Source organism: Pandoraea cepalis, assembly GCF_902459665.1.
GTDB classification, from domain to species: domain Bacteria; phylum Pseudomonadota; class Gammaproteobacteria; order Burkholderiales; family Burkholderiaceae; genus Pandoraea; species Pandoraea cepalis.
In genome coordinates, this window is record NZ_CABPSL010000007.1 from 82,810 (window position 1) to 99,396 (window position 16,587).

Genomic DNA, 16,587 nt, shown 5'->3' on the forward strand with positions numbered 1-16,587 from the left:
GGCGTGCCGCGCGCGGGTGAGGCACGGTAACCACAAAACTTTCCGACTGAAGAAACATGGGCAAGGTCACAGGTTTTCTCGAATTCGAGCGCCAGGGCGAGTCTTACGAAGCACCGCTGGCACGCGTAAAGCATTACAAGGAGTTCGTGCTCGCACTCTCCGACGAGCAGGCAAAGGTGCAGGGCGCGCGCTGCATGGACTGCGGCATTCCGTTCTGCACCAACGGTTGCCCGGTCAACAACATCATTCCCGACTTCAACGACCTGGTGTATCGCCAGGACTGGAAGTCGGCCATCTCGGTGCTGCACTCGACGAACAACTTCCCCGAGTTCACGGGCCGTATCTGCCCGGCGCCGTGTGAAGCCGCCTGTACGCTGAACATCAACAGCGACGCGGTGGGCATCAAGTCGATCGAACACGCGATCATCGACAAGGCGTGGAGCGAAGGTTGGGTCGAGCCGCAGCCCGCGAAGCACAAGACCGGCAAGACGGTCGCCGTCGTCGGCTCGGGCCCGGCGGGCATGGCCGTGGCGCAGCAACTTGCGCGCGCCGGTCACGACGTCACCGTGTTCGAAAAGAACGACCGTGTGGGCGGACTGCTGCGCTACGGCATTCCCGACTTCAAGCTGGAGAAGTGGCTGATCGATCGCCGCATGCGCCAGATGGAAGCCGAGGGCGTGACGTTCCGCACGGGTGTCTACGTCGGCAAGGACGCGCCGGAAGCGCACGTCAACAACTTCTCCAAAGAGACGATCTCGCCGGAGCAGTTGCAGGCGCAATTCGACGCCGTGGTGATCGCGGGCGGTGCAGAACAGCCGCGCGATCTGCCGGTGCCGGGGCGCGAGCTGGAAGGCATCCATTACGCGATGGAATTCCTGCCCCAGCAGAACAAGGTCAATGCGGGCGACAAGCTGGCCAACCAGTTGCTGGCCACGGGCAAGCAGGTGATCGTGATCGGGGGCGGTGATACCGGTTCCGACTGCGTGGGCACGTCGAACCGTCACGGCGCAAAGAGCGTGACGCAGTTCGAACTGCTGCCGCAGCCGCCCGAGCAGGAAAACAAGCCGATGGTGTGGCCGTACTGGCCGACCAAGCTGCGTACATCGTCGAGCCACGAAGAGGGTTGCGAGCGTGACTGGTCGGTGGCAACGAAGCGCTTCGAAGGCAAAAACGGCAAGGTCGAGAAGCTGATCGCCGTGCGTCTCGAATGGAAGGACGGCAAAATGCAGGAAGTGCCGGGCTCGGAATTCGAACTCAAGGCCGACCTGGTGCTGCTCGCGATGGGCTTCGTGTCGCCGTTGCAGACCGTGCTCGACGCTTTCGGCGTGGACAAGGATGCGCGCGGCAACGTGCGTGCCTCGACCGAAGGCGAGCGCGCCTACACGACGAACCTGCCGAAGGTGTTCGCGGCCGGTGACGTGCGTCGCGGTCAGTCGCTGGTGGTGTGGGCGATTCGCGAAGGCCGTCAGTGCGCCCGTGCGGTGGACGAGTTCCTGATGGGCTACTCGGAACTGCCGCGCTGAGCGCGTGAAAGAGTAATGCCTGCCAAAACCACAAATACGGGGTTGAGAGGAGGGGCGCGGAGGTAGGTCTCTGCGTTGCCGTGAAGAAACCGTCCGGGCGACAACGTCCGGGCGGTTTTTTCTTGCCCGTTCGCTTTGCGTGTCTTTGTTTGCACGGTATTCGGGCGACCGGGACATGCACAAGATCGATGAATATAAGATGTCATATGACGTGGCCGATCTTGCGTCATCGGCCTTCAGGGAAACACCCCTGGTATAGGTGAGCGCCAATGAATATAAGGCTTATTGCGTCGATGCAAGGCATCGAGTGAAATACTAGGGATTCTCCGTAAACCGACCAATTGGCCATTGTCATCGTACATCGTCTGACGTAGGATGCCTCTCCATGCGACCCCCACGTTTTCGATGAGCGTCGGGCGCGCCGACGCGGCGCCGGGTTTGTTGTGGCAAGGCGTCGTCGCATGCACTGCGATCTACCGACGAACAAGGACTGATATGAGCCAGACATCCGGCAAACCCTTCCGCCGTCTGCTGCTGACCGGCGCAGCGGGCAATCTTGGCAAACAACTGCGCGGCAAGCTCGCCGAGTGGGCGGATATCGTGCGCGTGAGCGACATCGTGCCGCTCACGGCCGATGCGCCGCACGAAGAAGCCATGCAGGTCGACCTCGCGGATCGCGCCGCCGTGCACGCGCTGCTCGAAGGCGTCGACGCGCTGGTGCATCTGGGCGGCATCTCCGTCGAGGCGCCGTTCGACGACATCATGCAAGCCAATATTCTCGGCATGTACAACGTCTATAGCGCAGCGCAGAAGCAGGGGGTGAAGCGCATCGTCTACGCCAGCTCGAATCATGCGGTGGGTTTCCATCCCGTGACGGAAGTGCTCGATGTCGACGCGCCGCACCGTCCGGACAGCATGTACGGTATCTCGAAATGTTTCGGTGAAGACCTGTCCCGCTACTACTTCGATCGCTTTGGTCTGGAGACTGTGTGCCTGCGCATCGGCTCGTCGTTCGAGCAGCCGAAGAATCCGCGCATGATGGTGACATACCTGAGCTATCGCGATTTCGTCGAACTCGTGCGCTGCTCGTTGTTCACGAATCGCGTGGGCCATGCCATCGTCTACGGCGTGTCGAACAACCCGACGCTGTGGGTCGACAATACGAAGGCCGCGTTTCTCGGCTTCCGTGCGCAAGACAGCTCGGCGCAATTCGCCGGCCTGTTTCCGGCGCAGGCGCCCGATCCGCGCATGGACGATGTGACGCAGCGCTACCAAGGCGGACCGTTCGTGCTGCTGGGGCCGATGGAACCCAAGGCATGACGGTGTCGATCGAACGGCTCGAACCGTCGCGACAGACGCCTCACGCCGTTGGCGAGAGCCCGTTGTGGCGGGCCGACGAGCAGGCGCTCTACTGGGTGGACATCCCCGCGAAGCAACTGCATCGCGTAACGCCCGCCGACGGCGATCATCGCCAATGGACATTCCCCGAGCAGATCGCGTGCTTTACCTTCGACGCCTCGGGCATGCTGCTGGCGGGCTGCGAAACCGGGCTGTTCGCGGTGCGACTGGGGCCGCCGGGCACGCTTGCGGCGTCTGATTGGCAGCGACTGGCCGCGCCGGTGTTCCCGTTGCCGGGTATGCGCTTCAACGACGGACGCTGCGATCGGCAGGGCCGCTTCTGGGCGGGCACGATGGTGCAGGACATGTCGCTCGCGAGCGACGCAGGCGCGCTCTTCTGTTTCGACACGCACGGCCGTCTGTCGGCGCCGCTCGTCGAGGGCCTGGTGACGCAGAACGGTTTGGGCTTCTCGCCGGACAGCCGCACGATGTACCTGAGCGATTCGCATCCGACGCGCCGCCGCGTGTGGGCGTTCGACTTCGATGCCGAGTGCGGTGCGATCAGCGGGCAGCGGCTGTTCGTCGACATGAATGACTATCCGGGCCGTCCGGACGGCGCGGCCGTCGATGCCGACGGCGCTTACTGGACGTGCGCCAACGACGGTAGCCGCTTGCTGCGCTTCACGCCCGCAGGCGTGCTGGACCGCGAGATCGTGCTGCCGGTGTCGAAGCCGTCGATGTGCGCGTTCGGCGGGCGCGACTTCGACACGTTGTTTGTTACGTCGATTCGTCCGGCAACCGGCGCGACCGAACACGACGGCCATGTGTTGGCCGTGCGTTGCGGCGCGCAGGGATTGCCGGAGGTGCCTTATGCCGGCTAGGCCGCGTCGACCACCCGTGGCGGCGCGACGTCGCCCGCGGCATGCAGCGTCATGGTGTGTTGATGGAAGCGGCCGAGCGTTTCCCGATGGGCCACGCTGACCATTGTGGTGCCCGGCAGGCGCGCATGCAGCGCTTCATACACCGCCTCCTCGGTTTCCACGTCGAGCGCGCTGGTCGCTTCGTCGAGGAACAGATAATCCGGCTTTTGCAGCAAGGCGCGCGCGGTGGCGAGCCGTTGTTGCTCGCCGCCGGACAAGCGGCGAGCCCAGTGAGCGACGGTCAGTAACTCGTCACGATACTGCTCGAGGTTGACGGCGCTGAGCACGTCTCGGCATTCGTCGTCGGTAAAAGTATCGGCATGCGAAGGAAAGGCCAGGGCCGCCTTCAGTGTGTCGATCGGCAAATAGCTTTGTTGTGACAGGAACAGCACGCGGGCGTCGGCGGGAACTTCGATGCGTCCGCTGCCGAACGGCCACAGGCCGGCGAACGCGCGCAGCATGGTGCTCTTGCCGCAGCCCGAGCGGCCACGGATGAGCCATCGCGAGCCAGGCGCGAAGGCAAACGACCCGGCGACCGCGAGCGGTGCACCGTCGGGCAGCGCGAGGCGAAGATCGGTGGCCGTGAAGGCTGACGAGGGCGAACGGGCGGCTTTCACGAGCGCAATGCCTCCGGTGCTCGGTGCTTGCGGCGGTGCGTCGATTACGCGGGTGAATTCGCGCAGCCGGTTGATCGTCGCTTTCCAGTCGGCCAACGTCGAGAAGCTGTTCACGAACCACGAAAAACCGTCGCTCACTTGCCCGAACGCACCGATGATCTGCATGAGCACGCCGAGCGTGAACGCGCCGGCGAAGTAGCGCGGTGCGGCCGCCATGATCGGGAACACGATGGCGATCTGCCCGTAGATCGAATTCGCGAAGATCAGCCGTTTCGTCACGACCATGATCTGCCACCAGTTGTCGCGCACAGCCCCGAAGGCCGACGTCAGGCGCGACAATTCAGCGCCTTCGCCGCGATAGAGCGCGACCTGCTCCGCCGACTCGCGCAGACGCACCAGCAGAAAGCGGAAATCCGCTTCCACCTGCTGCTGACGATAGCTCAGCCCCACGAGCGGCCGACCGACCTTGAAGATGAAGAACGATCCCACCAGGGCGTAGAGCGCCGCGACCCAGACCATGTAGCCGGGAATCGTCACGTTCATGCCGCCCAGCACAAATGACACGGCGCCTGAGATCGTCCAGAGAATGGTGATGAACGAAAACAGCGAGACCAGCGTCGTGAGCAAATCGAGCGACAGCGCCAGCGATGCGCTGACTAGCGTGCGGATGTCTTCCGAAATACGTTGGTCCGGGTTGTCCGCCAGATGGTCTCGCTCGATGCGGTAATAGGCTTGATGCGAGAACCACTTCGACAGGTTGGCATCGGTGACCCACTGCCGCCAGCGAATTTCGAGCATCTGGCGGAAGTAGGTGCGGAACGTCGCAATGACGATGAAGCTGAATGCGAGTACCGCGAATTCGATCAGCGACGACTTGAAGATGGGCCAATCGCGCTTGTCGAGCGCGTCATAGAAGCCGGCGTTCCACGCATTCAGTCGTACGTTGATGAACACGACGGCAAGATTGAGCGCCACGACGAGTGCGAGCAACCGACGGCCCTCCCAGCGCTTTTCCGAGGCCCAGTAGGGCCGGATCAACTGCCACGCAGTGGGGTGCTTCGGTGGCTTGGGGGCAGGGACGGCCGGGTTGCCGGCGGGCGGCGCCTCGGGAGGCGGGGAAGACATCGGCGTGTGGGCCATGATCGTCTGGCGGGGTTGCCGCGGAAATGCAACGTGTTATTAGGGTCGACGGCCCATTTGACCGCAGTTCCGGCGGGTGCGTTGCACAATTTCCGGATTGGGGGCGCTTGTCACTTCGGTTTTAAGTTTACGTGGGGTTACACGGCCCGGGGGATTCGTCAAAAAACGAGACGCATCGCGCGTGCAATCGCCCGATGCCCCGGCTTGCACGGGCATCTGCATCTATGTTGTAATGACTGCGGGCGAAACAGGGGTGCTCCGTGTCGAACGCAGGTGTTGACCATGCGTAACCATACGACGCGGGGCTGAGAGAGACCCTTTGCACCCGACCCGGGTAATACCGGCGTGGGAAGTTTCCGACTACTCCAGTGGGGTAAGGTGTTCAACACCGTTTCGTCCTTTTGCTTTCATGAGGAAAGGACCCCATGCGCTGCCTTCCGCAGATTCCTGCGCTTATCCCTGCGGTTTTCGCCGCAACGACTTCCGAGATTCCGCTCGCGAGTCATCCTTTGCCTGTTTTCGAGTGCCTGCGCGCCGTCCCGGCTTGCGCGGCAGAACGCGTATGAGCGCTTCCACTTCGCGTCCCGACGTTGCCGTGCTCGGCGGCGGCCTGTCCGGGCGTCTGCTGGCGTGGCAACTGATTCGTGCCGGCGCACGCGTGGCGCTCTACGAGCGTGGCGATGCCGACGGGTCGTCGGCTGCCGGCTGGGTGGCAGCGGCCATGCTCGCGCCCTTGGCCGAAGCGGCCGTGGCAGAGCCGAGCATCGTCGAGATGGGCGCCGTCGGCCTGGAACGTTGGCCGGCATTGATCGACGGCCTGCCCGAACACGTCTTCTTCCAACGCAACGGCACGCTGGTCGTGTGGCACCAGCCCGATCGCGCCGAGGCGGTAATGTTCGACCGACGCATGCGGGCCAATGCCCCGCCGGCCTTGCTGCGCGAAGGTGTGCGCCGCGTGTCCGGCGCGCAATTGGCCGACGTCGAGCCGGCGCTGGCCGGACGTTTTCAGGAAGGCTGGTGGCTGCCGAACGAGGGCCAGCTCGACAACCGGCAACTGTTGCGTGCGCTGGCGGCGGGTCTTGCGAAGGCGGGGGCGGCGCTGCATTGGCATACCGAGATCGCCGAGGGCGCGTATCCGGACGCCGGTCTGGTCATCGATTGCCGCGGGCTGGGCGCGCGTGCCGCGCTCACGCAATTGCGCGGTGTGCGGGGTGAGGTGGTGCGAATTCACGCGCCGGGCATTGGGCTGCGCCGGCCGGTGCGGTTGCTGCATCCGCGCTATCCGATCTATATCGCGCCCAAGGAAAACGATCTGTATGTGATCGGCGCGACCGAACTCGAGTCGGAAGATATGTCGCCGATGACCGTGCGCTCCGCGCTCGAACTGCTCTCGGCGGCGCATTCGCTGAACCCGGCGTTCGGCGAGGCGCGCATTGTCGAGCTGAATGTCAACTGCCGTCCGGCATTGCCCGACCATCTGCCGCGGGTGCAGTGGGACGGTGCGCGGGTGCTGCGCGTGAACGGTTTGTACCGGCACGGATATTTGCTCGCGCCGGCGGTCACGGGAGAGGCGTGCGCGCTGGCGCAGGCATTGATGCAAGCGACGAGCGCGCGAGTAGGCGTTGGGCACGCGTTCGACTGGGAGATGTGGCGAGCCAGCCGGCCGTGGCCGGACCTGTTCCGTCAGGCATGAGAGGGGAGGGACACCATGGATATTCATATCAATCAACAGACACTGAGCGTGGCCGAGGCGGCGACGCTGGCCGAGGCGCTCGCCGCCTATGGCGCCAAGCCGCCGTTCGCCGCGGCGATCAACGGGCAGTTCGTGCCCAAGACGCAATATGCCGCCCGCGCGCTCGCGCATGGCGACAAAATCGATGTAGTGCAACCGGTGGCCGGAGGCTGACATGAACGCATTCACCGAATCGGCCAACGTGGCCGCAGGCAGCGTGCGCGACGCGCTCACGCTGTATGACACGCGCTTCGGCAGTCGCTTCCTGCTCGGCACGGCGCGCTACCCGTCGCTGCAGGCGCTCAATGATTCCATCGACGCCGCCCGCCCGGGCATGGTAACGGTGGCGTTGCGCCGACAACTCTCGGGCACCGGGGCGCAGGCGTCGGAAGGCCATTTCTGGGAAACGCTGCGCCGTCTCGCGGTGCCGGTGCTGCCCAATACGGCGGGTTGCCACTCGGTGCAGGAAGCGGTGACGACGGCGCAAATGGCGCGCGAAGTCTTCGAGACCGACTGGATCAAGCTCGAACTGATTGGCGACGACTACACGCTCCAGCCCGACCCGTTCGGTCTGGTGACGGCTGCCGAACAACTGATTCGCGACGGCTTCAAGGTGCTGCCGTATTGCACGGAAGACCTGGTGCTGTGCCGTCGCTTGCTCGACGTGGGCTGTCAGGCGCTGATGCCCTGGGGGGCGCCGATCGGCACTGGCAAGGGCGTGATCAATCCGTACGGCCTGCGACTGCTGCGCGACCGTCTGCCGGATACGCCGCTCATCGTCGATGCCGGCCTCGGACTGCCGTCGCACGCGTGTCAGGTGATGGAGTGGGGCTTCGACGGCGTGTTGCTCAACACGGCCGTGGCGCTTGCCGCCCAGCCGGTGGAGATGGCCGGCGCGTTCGCCGCCGCGATCAAGGCGGGCCGCGCGGCGTGGCTCGCGGGGCCGATGGCCGAGCGCGAGAGCGCCGAAGCCAGCACGCCGGTCGTCGGGGTGCCGTTCTGGCATCAGTCGGGCGCGTGATCCCCGAGGAGACGCGCTTGAATTCCACCGCAACCTCGCACCGCCTGACCCACCGGGAAGCTTCATGACGACGCATAGCGGCGGCGCCACCCTGTCTCACGTGCAATGCCTGCCGGCTAACGCACCCCTCGCCACAGCATGGCAACAGGCCGCCGCCGGCATCCGCGCGCGCCTCGCGCCGTGGCCGGACGACCCCGCTACGCCAAGTTGGCGTGTGCACGCGCAGACGCCGGACCGCGCGGGGGCTGGGGACGTGGTCTGGTGGCCGCTCTCGCCGCAGGGCGCTCCCGGAACCGAAGCCACCGTGCAGATCGACGCATGGCGGGCGGCGCACGCCGTTGTCCTTTGCTCGCGGGCGCTGGCGGCGGGACAGGTGGAAGACACCTTGTACACGCACGACACCGTTTATCGTGTCGCGGGCGCGGACGATCCGGCCTTCTTCCCCGCGTTCGCTGCGTTCCTCGACTGCGGATTCGCCCCGCACGACGCGCTCGTGCTCGCGCGCGCATGGCGCACCGACGGCAGCCACGCGCGCGCGACCGATGCCGACACGCTCGGGGCATGGCCGACGGTGCTCGAAACCTTCCCGGTCGTGCTCGGCCAAGTGCCGTCACCCGGCCGGTTCCCGGCCTGCCCGTCACGGCTCGGTCTGTATCCGGTGCTGCCAGATGCCGGCGCTTGCGAGCGCATGGCCGATCTTCAGGTCGGCACCGTGCAGTTGCGGATCAAGGATCCCGCGGATCCGACGCTGCGCTCTGAGATCGAACGGACGGTGGCGGCCGGGCGGCGCGTGATGCACGACAGTGCCTGGTTCATCAACGACCATTGGCGCGAAGCCGCGCAAGCGGGTGCCTACGGCGTGCACCTCGGACAGGAAGATATGGCGGCACTTTCCGCCGACGAGGTCGCGGCGCTGTTTGCGACCGGCATGCGCCTGGGCATCAGCACGCACGGCTATTACGAGATGCTGGCGGCGCATCACTTCCGGCCCAGCTATCTGGCCGTGGGCGCCGTGTTTCCGACAACCACCAAAGTGATCGCGACCGCCCCGCAGGGGCTCGCGAAGTTGGCGCGGTACGTGAAGCTTATCGCGCCGCACTATCCGCTTGTCGCCATTGGCGGCATCGATGCGGACAACCTCGGGCAAGTGCTCGACACCGGGGTGACCAGCGCGGCCGTGGTGCGAGCCGTCACGCAGGCCGTCGATGTGGCGGCCGCGGTGAAGGGAATGCAGCAGGCGTTCGCGCAACGCGCGTGATGTTTGCCGCGCGCAGCCCGTTATAGCGTGCGCGTCATGAACATGGCGCCGTCGCCGTATCCGGCCAACTTCGCGGCCAACTTCGCGGCCATCTGCGGCGAGGCATCGCTCGTTGCGGCATAACCGAAGCGCGCCCAGAACCCCTGCGATTGCTGCACCGCCACGAGGGCCGACGCGCGCAATCCTGACGACCGTGCCACCGCCAGGGCCGCCGCGTAGAGTTGGCAAGCCACGCCCGCGCCGCGCGTGCGAGGGAGCAGCGCCATGTCGTGCACGTACCAGCAGTCGGCCGCGTCAGGCAGGGCCTTGAGGATGGTGTCCAGTGGCGGCGGGGCGGCCATGCGCCACGGGTGTGTCAGTAGATAGCCGACCACGGACGTATCCGTTGGGCCTGTTCCCTCCGCAACCCAACACGTTGACGGCGACAGCGCATGACGTGAGGCCAATGTCGCTTCCGACTCACGCATCGGACCGACATACGCTGCTGCCTGTACCGTCAGGACTTGGGGAATATCGCAGGATTGCATCGGACGAATCCGAAATTCGATCTTCTCCGTAGCTTGCGGCAGAAGGGGAAGGAAAGGCGTTTGGGTGGCGCGGGGCATCGGGGTCAACGATTTATTGCGTGAAACGGCGTATTGTAGCAACGGCGCAACACCCGTGACCCCCGAGGTCTCGATAAGTCCTTGCTGGCGTTACGTTTTTTGTTCGTTGTGCCGGTCGGCGCGCGACAAGGCGAATGGACGCCGGCCCTGTAGAATGCCGCGGGGCAGCGCCAATCCTCGATTTCGTCCATCGCCGTTGGGCGGCATCAATCGGCATTCCCCCCTATAATTGGCGTTTTGCGCCGCACTATAAGACCCGAAACGTGCCTATCCCGAATCCGGAAAATTTGCTCGAATTGCGCGACGTCAGCTTTGGTTATGGCGAACGATTGGTGCTTTCCGGGTTGAATATGCGGTTCCCCCGCGGCAAAGTCGTTGGGGTGATGGGGGGGTCCGGCTGCGGCAAGACGACCGTGCTGCGCCTGATCGGCGGGCTCGTCCATGCCAGCCGCGGCACCGTCGAATTCGACGGGACGGATGTCGCATCGCTCGACCACGCTGGCTGGTACCGCTTGCGGCGTCGCATGGGCATGTTGTTCCAGTTCGGTGCGCTCTTTACCGACATGACGGTGTTCGACAACGTGGCGTTTCCGCTGCGCGAACACACCCGGCTCGACGATGCGCTCATTCGCGACCTCGTGCTGATGAAGCTCAACGCCGTGGGCCTGCGCGGCGCACGCGACATGAAGCCGGCCGAGATTTCGGGCGGCATGGCGCGACGTGTGGCGCTGGCACGCACGATGGCGCTGGACCCGGACCTCATCATGTACGACGAGCCGTTCACCGGGCTCGACCCGATCTCGTTGGGTATCACCGCGAATCTGATCCGCAAGCTCAACGACGCGCTGGGCGCCACGTCCATTATTGTTTCGCATGATGTGACGGAGACCTTTGCCATCGCCGACTACATCTATTTCATTAGTGAAGGGCGCATCGGTGCCGAGGGGACGCCGGAGGCGCTGCGAGCCTCGAATGACCCGACGGTGCGCCAGTTCATCGATGCGCAACCGGACGGGCCCGTAAAATTTCAGTATCCCGCGCCGTCGCTTGCGGACGATTTTGGGATGGGAGCGCGTGCATGATCACGACCCTCGGTAGTTTTGTTCGCGGTCACGTAGAGCGCCTGGGGTACGGTGCTCGAATGTTTTGGCGCGTGCTCGCGTCGAGCGGGGCGATGCTGCGCCGGCCGCGTCTGGTGACCGACCAGATTCATTTCGTCGGCAACTATTCGTTCGTCATTATTGCGGTCTCGGGCCTGTTCGTCGGCTTCGTGCTGGGCCTGCAAGGCTATTACACGCTTAACCGGTACGGCTCGGAACAGGCGCTGGGTCTGCTTGTGGCGCTGTCGCTGGTGCGTGAGTTGGGGCCGGTGGTCACCGCACTGCTGTTCGCGGGACGCGCTGGAACCTCGCTCACCGCCGAAATCGGTTTGATGAAGGCAGGGGAGCAATTGACCGCCATGGAGATGATGGCGATCGATCCGATCGCGCGCGTGGTGGCCCCCCGCTTCTGGGCAGGCGTGATCGCCATGCCGATTCTCGCGGCCATCTTCTCGGCGGTGGGTGTGTTTGGCGGTTACCTGGTCGGCGTGAAGTTGATCGGCGTGGACCCCGGCGCGTTCTGGTCGCAGATGCAAGGCGGCGTAGACGTGTGGTCGGACGTCGCCAACGGCGTCATCAAAAGCGTAGTGTTCGGGATTGCCGTCACCTTTATCGCCCTGTACCAGGGATTCGAGGCGCAGCCGACGCCAGAGGGCGTGTCGCGTGCGACCACCCGTACGGTGGTGCAGGCGTCCCTCGCGGTACTCGGTCTCGACTTCCTGCTCACGGCCCTCATGTTCAGCTAACGGGCCTGCGTGCCCGCCAAGACATAGATAGATTGCGCACACTGACACAATGAAAAAACACCCCCTCGACTTCTGGGTTGGCCTGTTCGTCGTTCTCGGCTTCGCAGCGCTGCTGTTCCTCGCGCTCAAGGTGGGCAACATGAGTTCGCTGTCGTTCTCGAGTTCGTATCCGGTGACGGTGCGCTTCGACAACATCGGCGGCCTCAAGCCGCGGGCGCCTGTCAAGAGCGCGGGCGTCGTGGTCGGACGCGTGGCGTCGATCAACTTCGACGACAAGCGGTACGTGGCCGACGTGACGCTTAACATCGATTCGCAATATCACTTCCCGAAGGACTCGTCGGCGAAGATCCTGACGTCGGGGCTGCTCGGCGAGCAATACATCGGGCTCGAGGCGGGCGGCGACGATCAAATGCTCAAGGCCGGTGATACGATCACGCTCACGCAATCCGCAATCGTGCTGGAAAATCTGATCGGCCAGTTCCTGTATAACAAGGCGGCAGATGCCGGGGGCGCCCAACCGGGCGGGGCATCGACCGCACCCGCTGCTTTGCCGGCCTCAGGGGCGGCCACGGCAACCCAAGGAAAATAAAAAGATGACCCGCTTCCGTACTTCGGCAGTGCTGGCCGCCGGCGCGATGGCGCTGGCAGGGTGCGCCACTGTCACGAATCCGAGTCCCGCCGACCCCATCGAAGGGTTCAACCGTTCGATGTACACGTTCAATGACACGCTCGACAAGACGGTCATGACGCCCGTGGCCAAGGGCTACCGCTTCGCCGTGCCGCAACCGGCGCGCGACATGGTCACGAACTTCTTCTCGAACGTGGGCGATGTGTACAACTTCGCCAACAACCTGCTGCAACTGGAAGTCACGGCTGCCGTGCAGGATCTGATGCGCCTGACGATCAACACCTTCCTCGGTGTGGGCGGTCTGGTCGACTTCGCCACGCCGGCCGGCTTGCCCAAGCACAGCCAGGACTTCGGTGTGACGCTCGGCAAGTGGGGCCTGCCCGACGGCCCGTACCTCGTGCTGCCGGTGCTCGGCCCGAGCACGGTGCGCGACAGCGTCGGCATGGCTGGCAACATGTTCATCGACCCGACGTCGTATATCAATCCGACTTGGGTCAGCTACTCGATCTTCGGCGTTCGCATCGTGAATACGCGAGCGAACCTGCTCGACGCATCGAACCTTCTCGAAGCCGCCGCCCTCGATCCATACTCGTTCACGCGCGATGCTTATCTCGCACGACGCAAGTATTTGATCAATGGCGGGGCCGCGGGCAACGCGGCGTTGCCGAATTACGAAGAGGAAGACGGCGCCGGCGGCACGAACGCGCAGCCGATGCCTGCCTCAGGCGTTCAAGCCGAACCTGCCTCGGGCGTGAAAGCCGAACCGGACGCGCCGCAAGGTTCGCCCGTACCGGGCAAGATCGTGCCGGGCGGATTGCCGTTCCGCCGGTGATCGGCGCGAGTCGCCTGCCGCAAGGCATCGATGCCTCCTGATGACAGGGCGCCCCGCCTTACGGGGCGCCGTTGGCAGGCCTGTCGGGCAACAGTTTGTTACACGACACTGCCGGTATTTCGCGAACTCCAGACACAACACGGGTATCCAATCCCGCAACACCTGTCACTCGAAAGAGGAAGTCCACAATGAAGAAGTTTTGGCTCATTCCCGTCATGGCTTTGATGACGTACACCGCCGCCGGCGCTGCCGTGGCCCAGGCGCAAGCGCCTGACGTTCTGGTCAAGCAGACCGTGAACGAAGTGATGGCCGCCGCCAAGTCCGATCCGAACATCCAGAAGGGTGATCTGAACAGCATCACCAAGCTGGTCGAGCAGAAGATCTTGCCGCACGCCGACTTCGCGAAGACGACGCAGTTGGCGACTGGCGCCGCATGGCGCACCGCCACGCCGCAGCAACGGCAGCAGCTGACCGAGCAGTTCAAGACGCTGCTGCTGCGTACGTACGCGGGCGCCATCGCGCAGATTCGCGACCAGCAGGTCAACTACAAGCCGTTCCGTGGTCAGCCGGGCGATACCGACGCCGTGGTCTATACCGATGTCCTCAACAACGGTCAGCAGATCGAGCTCGACTATCGTCTGTACAAGTCGGCCAGCGGCGAATGGAAACTGTATGACCTGAACGTGCTGGGCGCCTGGCTCATCCAGACGTACCGCAATCAGTTTGCCGAGCAGGTGAACAAGTCGGGCGTCGACGGTCTGATTCAGTTCCTGACCCAGCGCAACCAGCAACTGGCCGGCGGCAAGTAAGCGCATGCTCGCGTTGCAGACCGACCTCACGCACGACACCGCCGGCGACGTCCTCGCGCAGGCCATCGATCGCATCGACGCGGGCGAGACCCAGATCGATTGCGCCGGGCTGAAGCAGTTCGATTCGTCGGCGCTCGCCGTGTTGCTGGCCCTGCGCCGCCACGCGGTTCGGCGTGGTGCGACGTTGGCGTTCACTAACCTGCCAGCGGGGCTGGCCAGCCTTGCGCTGGTGTACGGCGTCGACCAGTTGCTCTCGATCTGATTCGCCTGGCCGGATCGCCGTCCCGCAGGAAAGCGCCGTCTCGCAACGGCGCTTTTTTTATGGGCAATGCGGTGATGCCGGCCGAGCGCGACGCATACCCGGCCCGAAGGGCCTTGCGGGCGTCGCGCCCGTGATCGACGTTTCCCTTGGGGGGCACTGGACAGGGCGTGAGCACGGCCGCCACCGGCTTCCTTTATAATCAGGGGTTTTCTGCCGACTTTTGGGCAGTTACCCTCATCCGGGCACCCACGCCGCCGATATGGCTGCTGCCGCGATCCCAGCGGTTGCGCCCACGCGCGGGCGTGGCCGGAGAATCTATATGGCGCGCTCGCCAAGGCGGGTGCGTGCAGTCCATGGCCGCCATCGAAATCCGTAACGTCAAGAAACGCTATCAGGCATTGCAGGCGCTCAAAGGCGTCAGCTTTTCGATCGAAGAAGGGGAATTCTTCGGTCTGCTCGGCCCCAACGGTGCCGGCAAAACCACGCTGATCAGTATTCTCGCCGGCCTCGCGCGCGCGGATGCGGGCAGCGTCAGTGTGCTCGGCCACGACGTGGTGCGCGACTACCGCAATGCCCGCCGCAAGCTCGGCGTGGTGCCGCAGGAACTCGTCTTCGATCCGTTCTTCTCCGTTCGCGAAACGCTGCGTATCCAGTCCGGCTACTTCGGTCTGACGCGCAACGACGACTGGATCGACGAAGTCATGGCGAACCTCGACCTGACCGACAAGGCCGACGCGAACATGCGCCAGCTCTCGGGCGGCATGAAGCGGCGCGTGCTCGTTGCGCAGGCGCTCGTGCATCGCCCGCCGGTGATCGTGCTCGACGAGCCGACCGCCGGGGTCGACGTCGAACTGCGCCAGACGCTCTGGAAATTCATCTCGCGCCTGAACCGCGAAGGCCACACCATCGTGCTGACTACGCACTATCTCGAAGAAGCGGAAGCGCTGTGCGACCGCATTGCCATGCTCAAGCGCGGCGAAGTCGTGGCGCTCGAGCGCACCGCCTCGTTGCTGCAGCGTTTCGCGGGCACGCGTCTCGTGCTGCGCTTCAAGCACGGCACGCTGCCCGACGCACTACGCCCGTTGCTGGTCGACCCGCAAAATACGAGTGGACCTCAGTTCGCGCTGCGTCTGGCGGGCTGCGACGAAGTCGAATCGATTCTCGCCACCTGCCGGGCGGCGGGCTGCATCGTTGAGGACATCGACATCCAGAAGGCCGATCTCGAGGACGTGTTCGTGCAGATCATGTCCGGTTCGCGCGCGCAGGAGGTGGCAGCATGATCGGGGCATGGGTCGGATTCCGCACGCTGTTCTACAAGGAAGTGTTGCGTTTCTGGAAGGTCAGCTTCCAGACCGTGGCCGCGCCGGTGCTCACCGCGCTGCTGTACCTGATGATCTTCGGCCACGTGCTCGAAGACCGCGTGAAGGTCTATGACCAGATCACGTACACATCTTTCCTCGTGCCGGGCCTGGTGATGATGAGCGTGTTGCAGAACGCGTTCGCGAACAGCTCGTCGTCGCTGATCCAGTCCAAGATCACGGGCAACCTCGTGTTCGTGCTGTTGCCGCCGCTGTCGCATTGGGAGATGTACGGCGCGTACGTGCTCGCCGCGGTCGTGCGTGGGTTGTGCGTGGGCGCAGGCGTCTTCGCGGTGACGGTCACGTTCACGCATCTGACGTTCGCCGCGCCGCTGTGGATCATCGGCTTCGCGTTCCTTGGGGCGGCGATTCTCGGCACGTTGGGTCTGATCGCGGGCATTTGGGCGGAGAAGTTCGACCAACTCGCGGCGTTCCAGAACTTCCTGATCATGCCGGCAACGTTCCTGGCGGGCGTGTTTTACTCGATTCACTCGCTGCCGCCGCTGTGGCAGGCTGTCTCGCACTTCAACCCGTTCTTCTACATGATCGACGGGTTCCGTTACGGCTTCTTCGGTGTGTCCGACGTTGCCCCGCAGACCAGCCTTGCCGTTGTGGGTGCGACTTTTCTGATACTCGCAACCGTCGCGCTGACTTTGCTGCGCCGTGGTTATAAATTGCGTCACTGAACTTCTCTAGGA

The 16,587-nt window shown here is 64.3% G+C and carries 17 protein-coding genes and 1 riboswitch; of the genes, 15 read left to right on the forward strand and 2 right to left on the reverse strand.

All coding sequences use genetic code 11. The features are described 5' to 3' along the window. The first annotated feature begins 56 nt into the window (after nucleotides 1-56). The 3 genes from PCE31106_RS11225 to PCE31106_RS11235 all read left to right on the forward strand — a co-directional run bounded on the left by PCE31106_RS11225 (nucleotide 57) and on the right by PCE31106_RS11235 (nucleotide 3,742). Nucleotides 57-1,523, forward strand: coding sequence for a glutamate synthase subunit beta (locus PCE31106_RS11225; RefSeq protein WP_150563303.1), 1,467 nt, complete (start codon nucleotides 57-59; stop codon nucleotides 1,521-1,523). Nucleotides 1,524-2,018: 495 nt separating this feature from the next. Next, on the forward strand, nucleotides 2,019-2,843 hold the full coding sequence (locus PCE31106_RS11230; protein WP_150563304.1) for an NAD-dependent epimerase/dehydratase family protein: 825 nt from the start codon (nucleotides 2,019-2,021) through the stop codon (nucleotides 2,841-2,843). Next, nucleotides 2,840-3,742 (forward strand): SMP-30/gluconolactonase/LRE family protein, encoded by a 903-nt coding sequence (locus PCE31106_RS11235; RefSeq protein ID WP_150563305.1) that lies wholly within the window; start codon nucleotides 2,840-2,842, stop codon nucleotides 3,740-3,742. The genes PCE31106_RS11230 and PCE31106_RS11235 overlap by 4 nt, the downstream gene beginning before the upstream one ends. On the opposite strand, the gene PCE31106_RS11240 is transcribed toward PCE31106_RS11235, so the two are convergent. Further along, nucleotides 3,739-5,523: an ABC transporter ATP-binding protein/permease gene (locus PCE31106_RS11240; RefSeq protein ID WP_174975116.1), complete on the reverse strand. Its 1,785-nt coding sequence runs from the start codon at nucleotides 5,521-5,523 to the stop codon at nucleotides 3,739-3,741. The two genes, PCE31106_RS11235 and PCE31106_RS11240, sit on opposite strands and share 4 nt — an antisense overlap. Before the next feature lie 254 nt (nucleotides 5,524-5,777). After that, nucleotides 5,778-5,907, forward strand: a riboswitch (TPP riboswitch). 193 nt (nucleotides 5,908-6,100) lie between these two features. Here PCE31106_RS11240 and PCE31106_RS11245 point away from each other — a divergent pair. From PCE31106_RS11245 to PCE31106_RS11260, 4 genes are all read left to right on the forward strand, one after another. Beyond that, the gene (locus tag PCE31106_RS11245) at nucleotides 6,101-7,231 is read left to right on the forward strand and encodes an FAD-dependent oxidoreductase (RefSeq protein ID WP_150563306.1); all 1,131 of its coding nucleotides are present in this window, start codon (nucleotides 6,101-6,103) and stop codon (nucleotides 7,229-7,231) included. Nucleotides 7,232-7,246: 15 nt separating this feature from the next. Beyond that, on the forward strand, nucleotides 7,247-7,444 hold the full coding sequence (gene thiS, locus PCE31106_RS11250) for a sulfur carrier protein ThiS (RefSeq protein WP_017235755.1): 198 nt from the start codon (nucleotides 7,247-7,249) through the stop codon (nucleotides 7,442-7,444). A 1-nt stretch (nucleotide 7,445) separates the two neighbouring features. Further along, the gene (locus PCE31106_RS11255) at nucleotides 7,446-8,291 is read left to right on the forward strand and encodes a thiazole synthase (RefSeq protein ID WP_150563307.1); all 846 of its coding nucleotides are present in this window, start codon (nucleotides 7,446-7,448) and stop codon (nucleotides 8,289-8,291) included. A 64-nt stretch (nucleotides 8,292-8,355) separates the two neighbouring features. After that, on the forward strand, nucleotides 8,356-9,549 hold the full coding sequence (locus PCE31106_RS11260; RefSeq protein ID WP_150563308.1) for a thiamine phosphate synthase: 1,194 nt from the start codon (nucleotides 8,356-8,358) through the stop codon (nucleotides 9,547-9,549). A gap of 20 nt (nucleotides 9,550-9,569) precedes the next feature. On the opposite strand, the gene PCE31106_RS11265 is transcribed toward PCE31106_RS11260, so the two are convergent. Beyond that, entirely contained in the window at nucleotides 9,570-10,154 is a 585-nt protein-coding gene (locus tag PCE31106_RS11265; protein ID WP_150563309.1) for a GNAT family N-acetyltransferase, read from the reverse strand. A gap of 269 nt (nucleotides 10,155-10,423) precedes the next feature. On the opposite strand from PCE31106_RS11265, the gene PCE31106_RS11270 reads away from it, so the two are divergent. From PCE31106_RS11270 to PCE31106_RS11305, 8 genes are all read left to right on the forward strand, one after another. Further along, a complete protein-coding gene (locus tag PCE31106_RS11270; RefSeq protein WP_026131562.1) occupies nucleotides 10,424-11,236 on the forward strand; it encodes an ABC transporter ATP-binding protein in 813 nt (270 codons plus the stop codon). Further along, nucleotides 11,233-12,000 (forward strand): lipid asymmetry maintenance ABC transporter permease subunit MlaE, encoded by a 768-nt coding sequence (gene mlaE / locus PCE31106_RS11275; protein ID WP_017231779.1) that lies wholly within the window; start codon nucleotides 11,233-11,235, stop codon nucleotides 11,998-12,000. Before PCE31106_RS11270 ends, mlaE begins: the two co-directional genes overlap by 4 nt. Before the next feature lie 49 nt (nucleotides 12,001-12,049). Next, entirely contained in the window at nucleotides 12,050-12,589 is a 540-nt protein-coding gene (mlaD, locus tag PCE31106_RS11280; RefSeq protein WP_150563310.1) for an outer membrane lipid asymmetry maintenance protein MlaD, read from the forward strand. A gap of 4 nt (nucleotides 12,590-12,593) precedes the next feature. Beyond that, nucleotides 12,594-13,460, forward strand: a complete 867-nt coding sequence (locus PCE31106_RS11285) for an MlaA family lipoprotein (protein WP_017231781.1) — start codon at nucleotides 12,594-12,596, stop codon at nucleotides 13,458-13,460. A 188-nt stretch (nucleotides 13,461-13,648) separates the two neighbouring features. Then, nucleotides 13,649-14,269 (forward strand): MlaC/ttg2D family ABC transporter substrate-binding protein, encoded by a 621-nt coding sequence (locus PCE31106_RS11290; RefSeq protein WP_017231782.1) that lies wholly within the window; start codon nucleotides 13,649-13,651, stop codon nucleotides 14,267-14,269. Nucleotides 14,270-14,273: 4 nt separating this feature from the next. Further along, nucleotides 14,274-14,531 carry an STAS domain-containing protein gene (locus PCE31106_RS11295; protein ID WP_017231783.1) on the forward strand — a complete coding sequence of 86 codons (258 nt, stop codon included), beginning with the start codon at nucleotides 14,274-14,276 and terminating at the stop codon, nucleotides 14,529-14,531. A gap of 353 nt (nucleotides 14,532-14,884) precedes the next feature. Beyond that, nucleotides 14,885-15,811 (forward strand): ABC transporter ATP-binding protein, encoded by a 927-nt coding sequence (locus tag PCE31106_RS11300; protein ID WP_017231784.1) that lies wholly within the window; start codon nucleotides 14,885-14,887, stop codon nucleotides 15,809-15,811. Further along, nucleotides 15,808-16,575, forward strand: a complete 768-nt coding sequence (locus tag PCE31106_RS11305; protein WP_017231785.1) for an ABC transporter permease — start codon at nucleotides 15,808-15,810, stop codon at nucleotides 16,573-16,575. Before PCE31106_RS11300 ends, PCE31106_RS11305 begins: the two co-directional genes overlap by 4 nt. The last annotated feature ends 12 nt before the right edge of the window (nucleotides 16,576-16,587 follow it).

Excerpts from the sequence above, each read along its gene's own strand:
- PCE31106_RS11225 (WP_150563303.1), top strand. The coding sequence starts at position 57 with ATGGGCAAGGTCACAGGTTTTCTCGAATTCGAGCGCCAGGGCGAGTCT.
- PCE31106_RS11230 (WP_150563304.1), top strand. The coding sequence starts at position 2,019 with ATGAGCCAGACATCCGGCAAACCCTTCCGCCGTCTGCTGCTGACCGGC.
- PCE31106_RS11235 (WP_150563305.1), top strand. The coding sequence starts at position 2,840 with ATGACGGTGTCGATCGAACGGCTCGAACCGTCGCGACAGACGCCTCAC.
- PCE31106_RS11240 (WP_174975116.1), bottom strand. The coding sequence starts at position 5,523 with ATGTCTTCCCCGCCTCCCGAGGCGCCGCCCGCCGGCAACCCGGCCGTC.
- PCE31106_RS11245 (WP_150563306.1), top strand. The coding sequence starts at position 6,101 with ATGAGCGCTTCCACTTCGCGTCCCGACGTTGCCGTGCTCGGCGGCGGC.
- thiS (WP_017235755.1), top strand. The coding sequence starts at position 7,247 with ATGGATATTCATATCAATCAACAGACACTGAGCGTGGCCGAGGCGGCG.
- PCE31106_RS11255 (WP_150563307.1), top strand. The coding sequence starts at position 7,446 with ATGAACGCATTCACCGAATCGGCCAACGTGGCCGCAGGCAGCGTGCGC.
- PCE31106_RS11260 (WP_150563308.1), top strand. The coding sequence starts at position 8,356 with ATGACGACGCATAGCGGCGGCGCCACCCTGTCTCACGTGCAATGCCTG.
- PCE31106_RS11265 (WP_150563309.1), bottom strand. The coding sequence starts at position 10,154 with ATGCCCCGCGCCACCCAAACGCCTTTCCTTCCCCTTCTGCCGCAAGCT.
- mlaE (WP_017231779.1), top strand. The coding sequence starts at position 11,233 with ATGATCACGACCCTCGGTAGTTTTGTTCGCGGTCACGTAGAGCGCCTG.
- mlaD (WP_150563310.1), top strand. The coding sequence starts at position 12,050 with ATGAAAAAACACCCCCTCGACTTCTGGGTTGGCCTGTTCGTCGTTCTC.
- PCE31106_RS11285 (WP_017231781.1), top strand. The coding sequence starts at position 12,594 with ATGACCCGCTTCCGTACTTCGGCAGTGCTGGCCGCCGGCGCGATGGCG.
- PCE31106_RS11290 (WP_017231782.1), top strand. The coding sequence starts at position 13,649 with ATGAAGAAGTTTTGGCTCATTCCCGTCATGGCTTTGATGACGTACACC.
- PCE31106_RS11295 (WP_017231783.1), top strand. The coding sequence starts at position 14,274 with ATGCTCGCGTTGCAGACCGACCTCACGCACGACACCGCCGGCGACGTC.
- PCE31106_RS11300 (WP_017231784.1), top strand. The coding sequence starts at position 14,885 with ATGGCCGCCATCGAAATCCGTAACGTCAAGAAACGCTATCAGGCATTG.
- PCE31106_RS11305 (WP_017231785.1), top strand. The coding sequence starts at position 15,808 with ATGATCGGGGCATGGGTCGGATTCCGCACGCTGTTCTACAAGGAAGTG.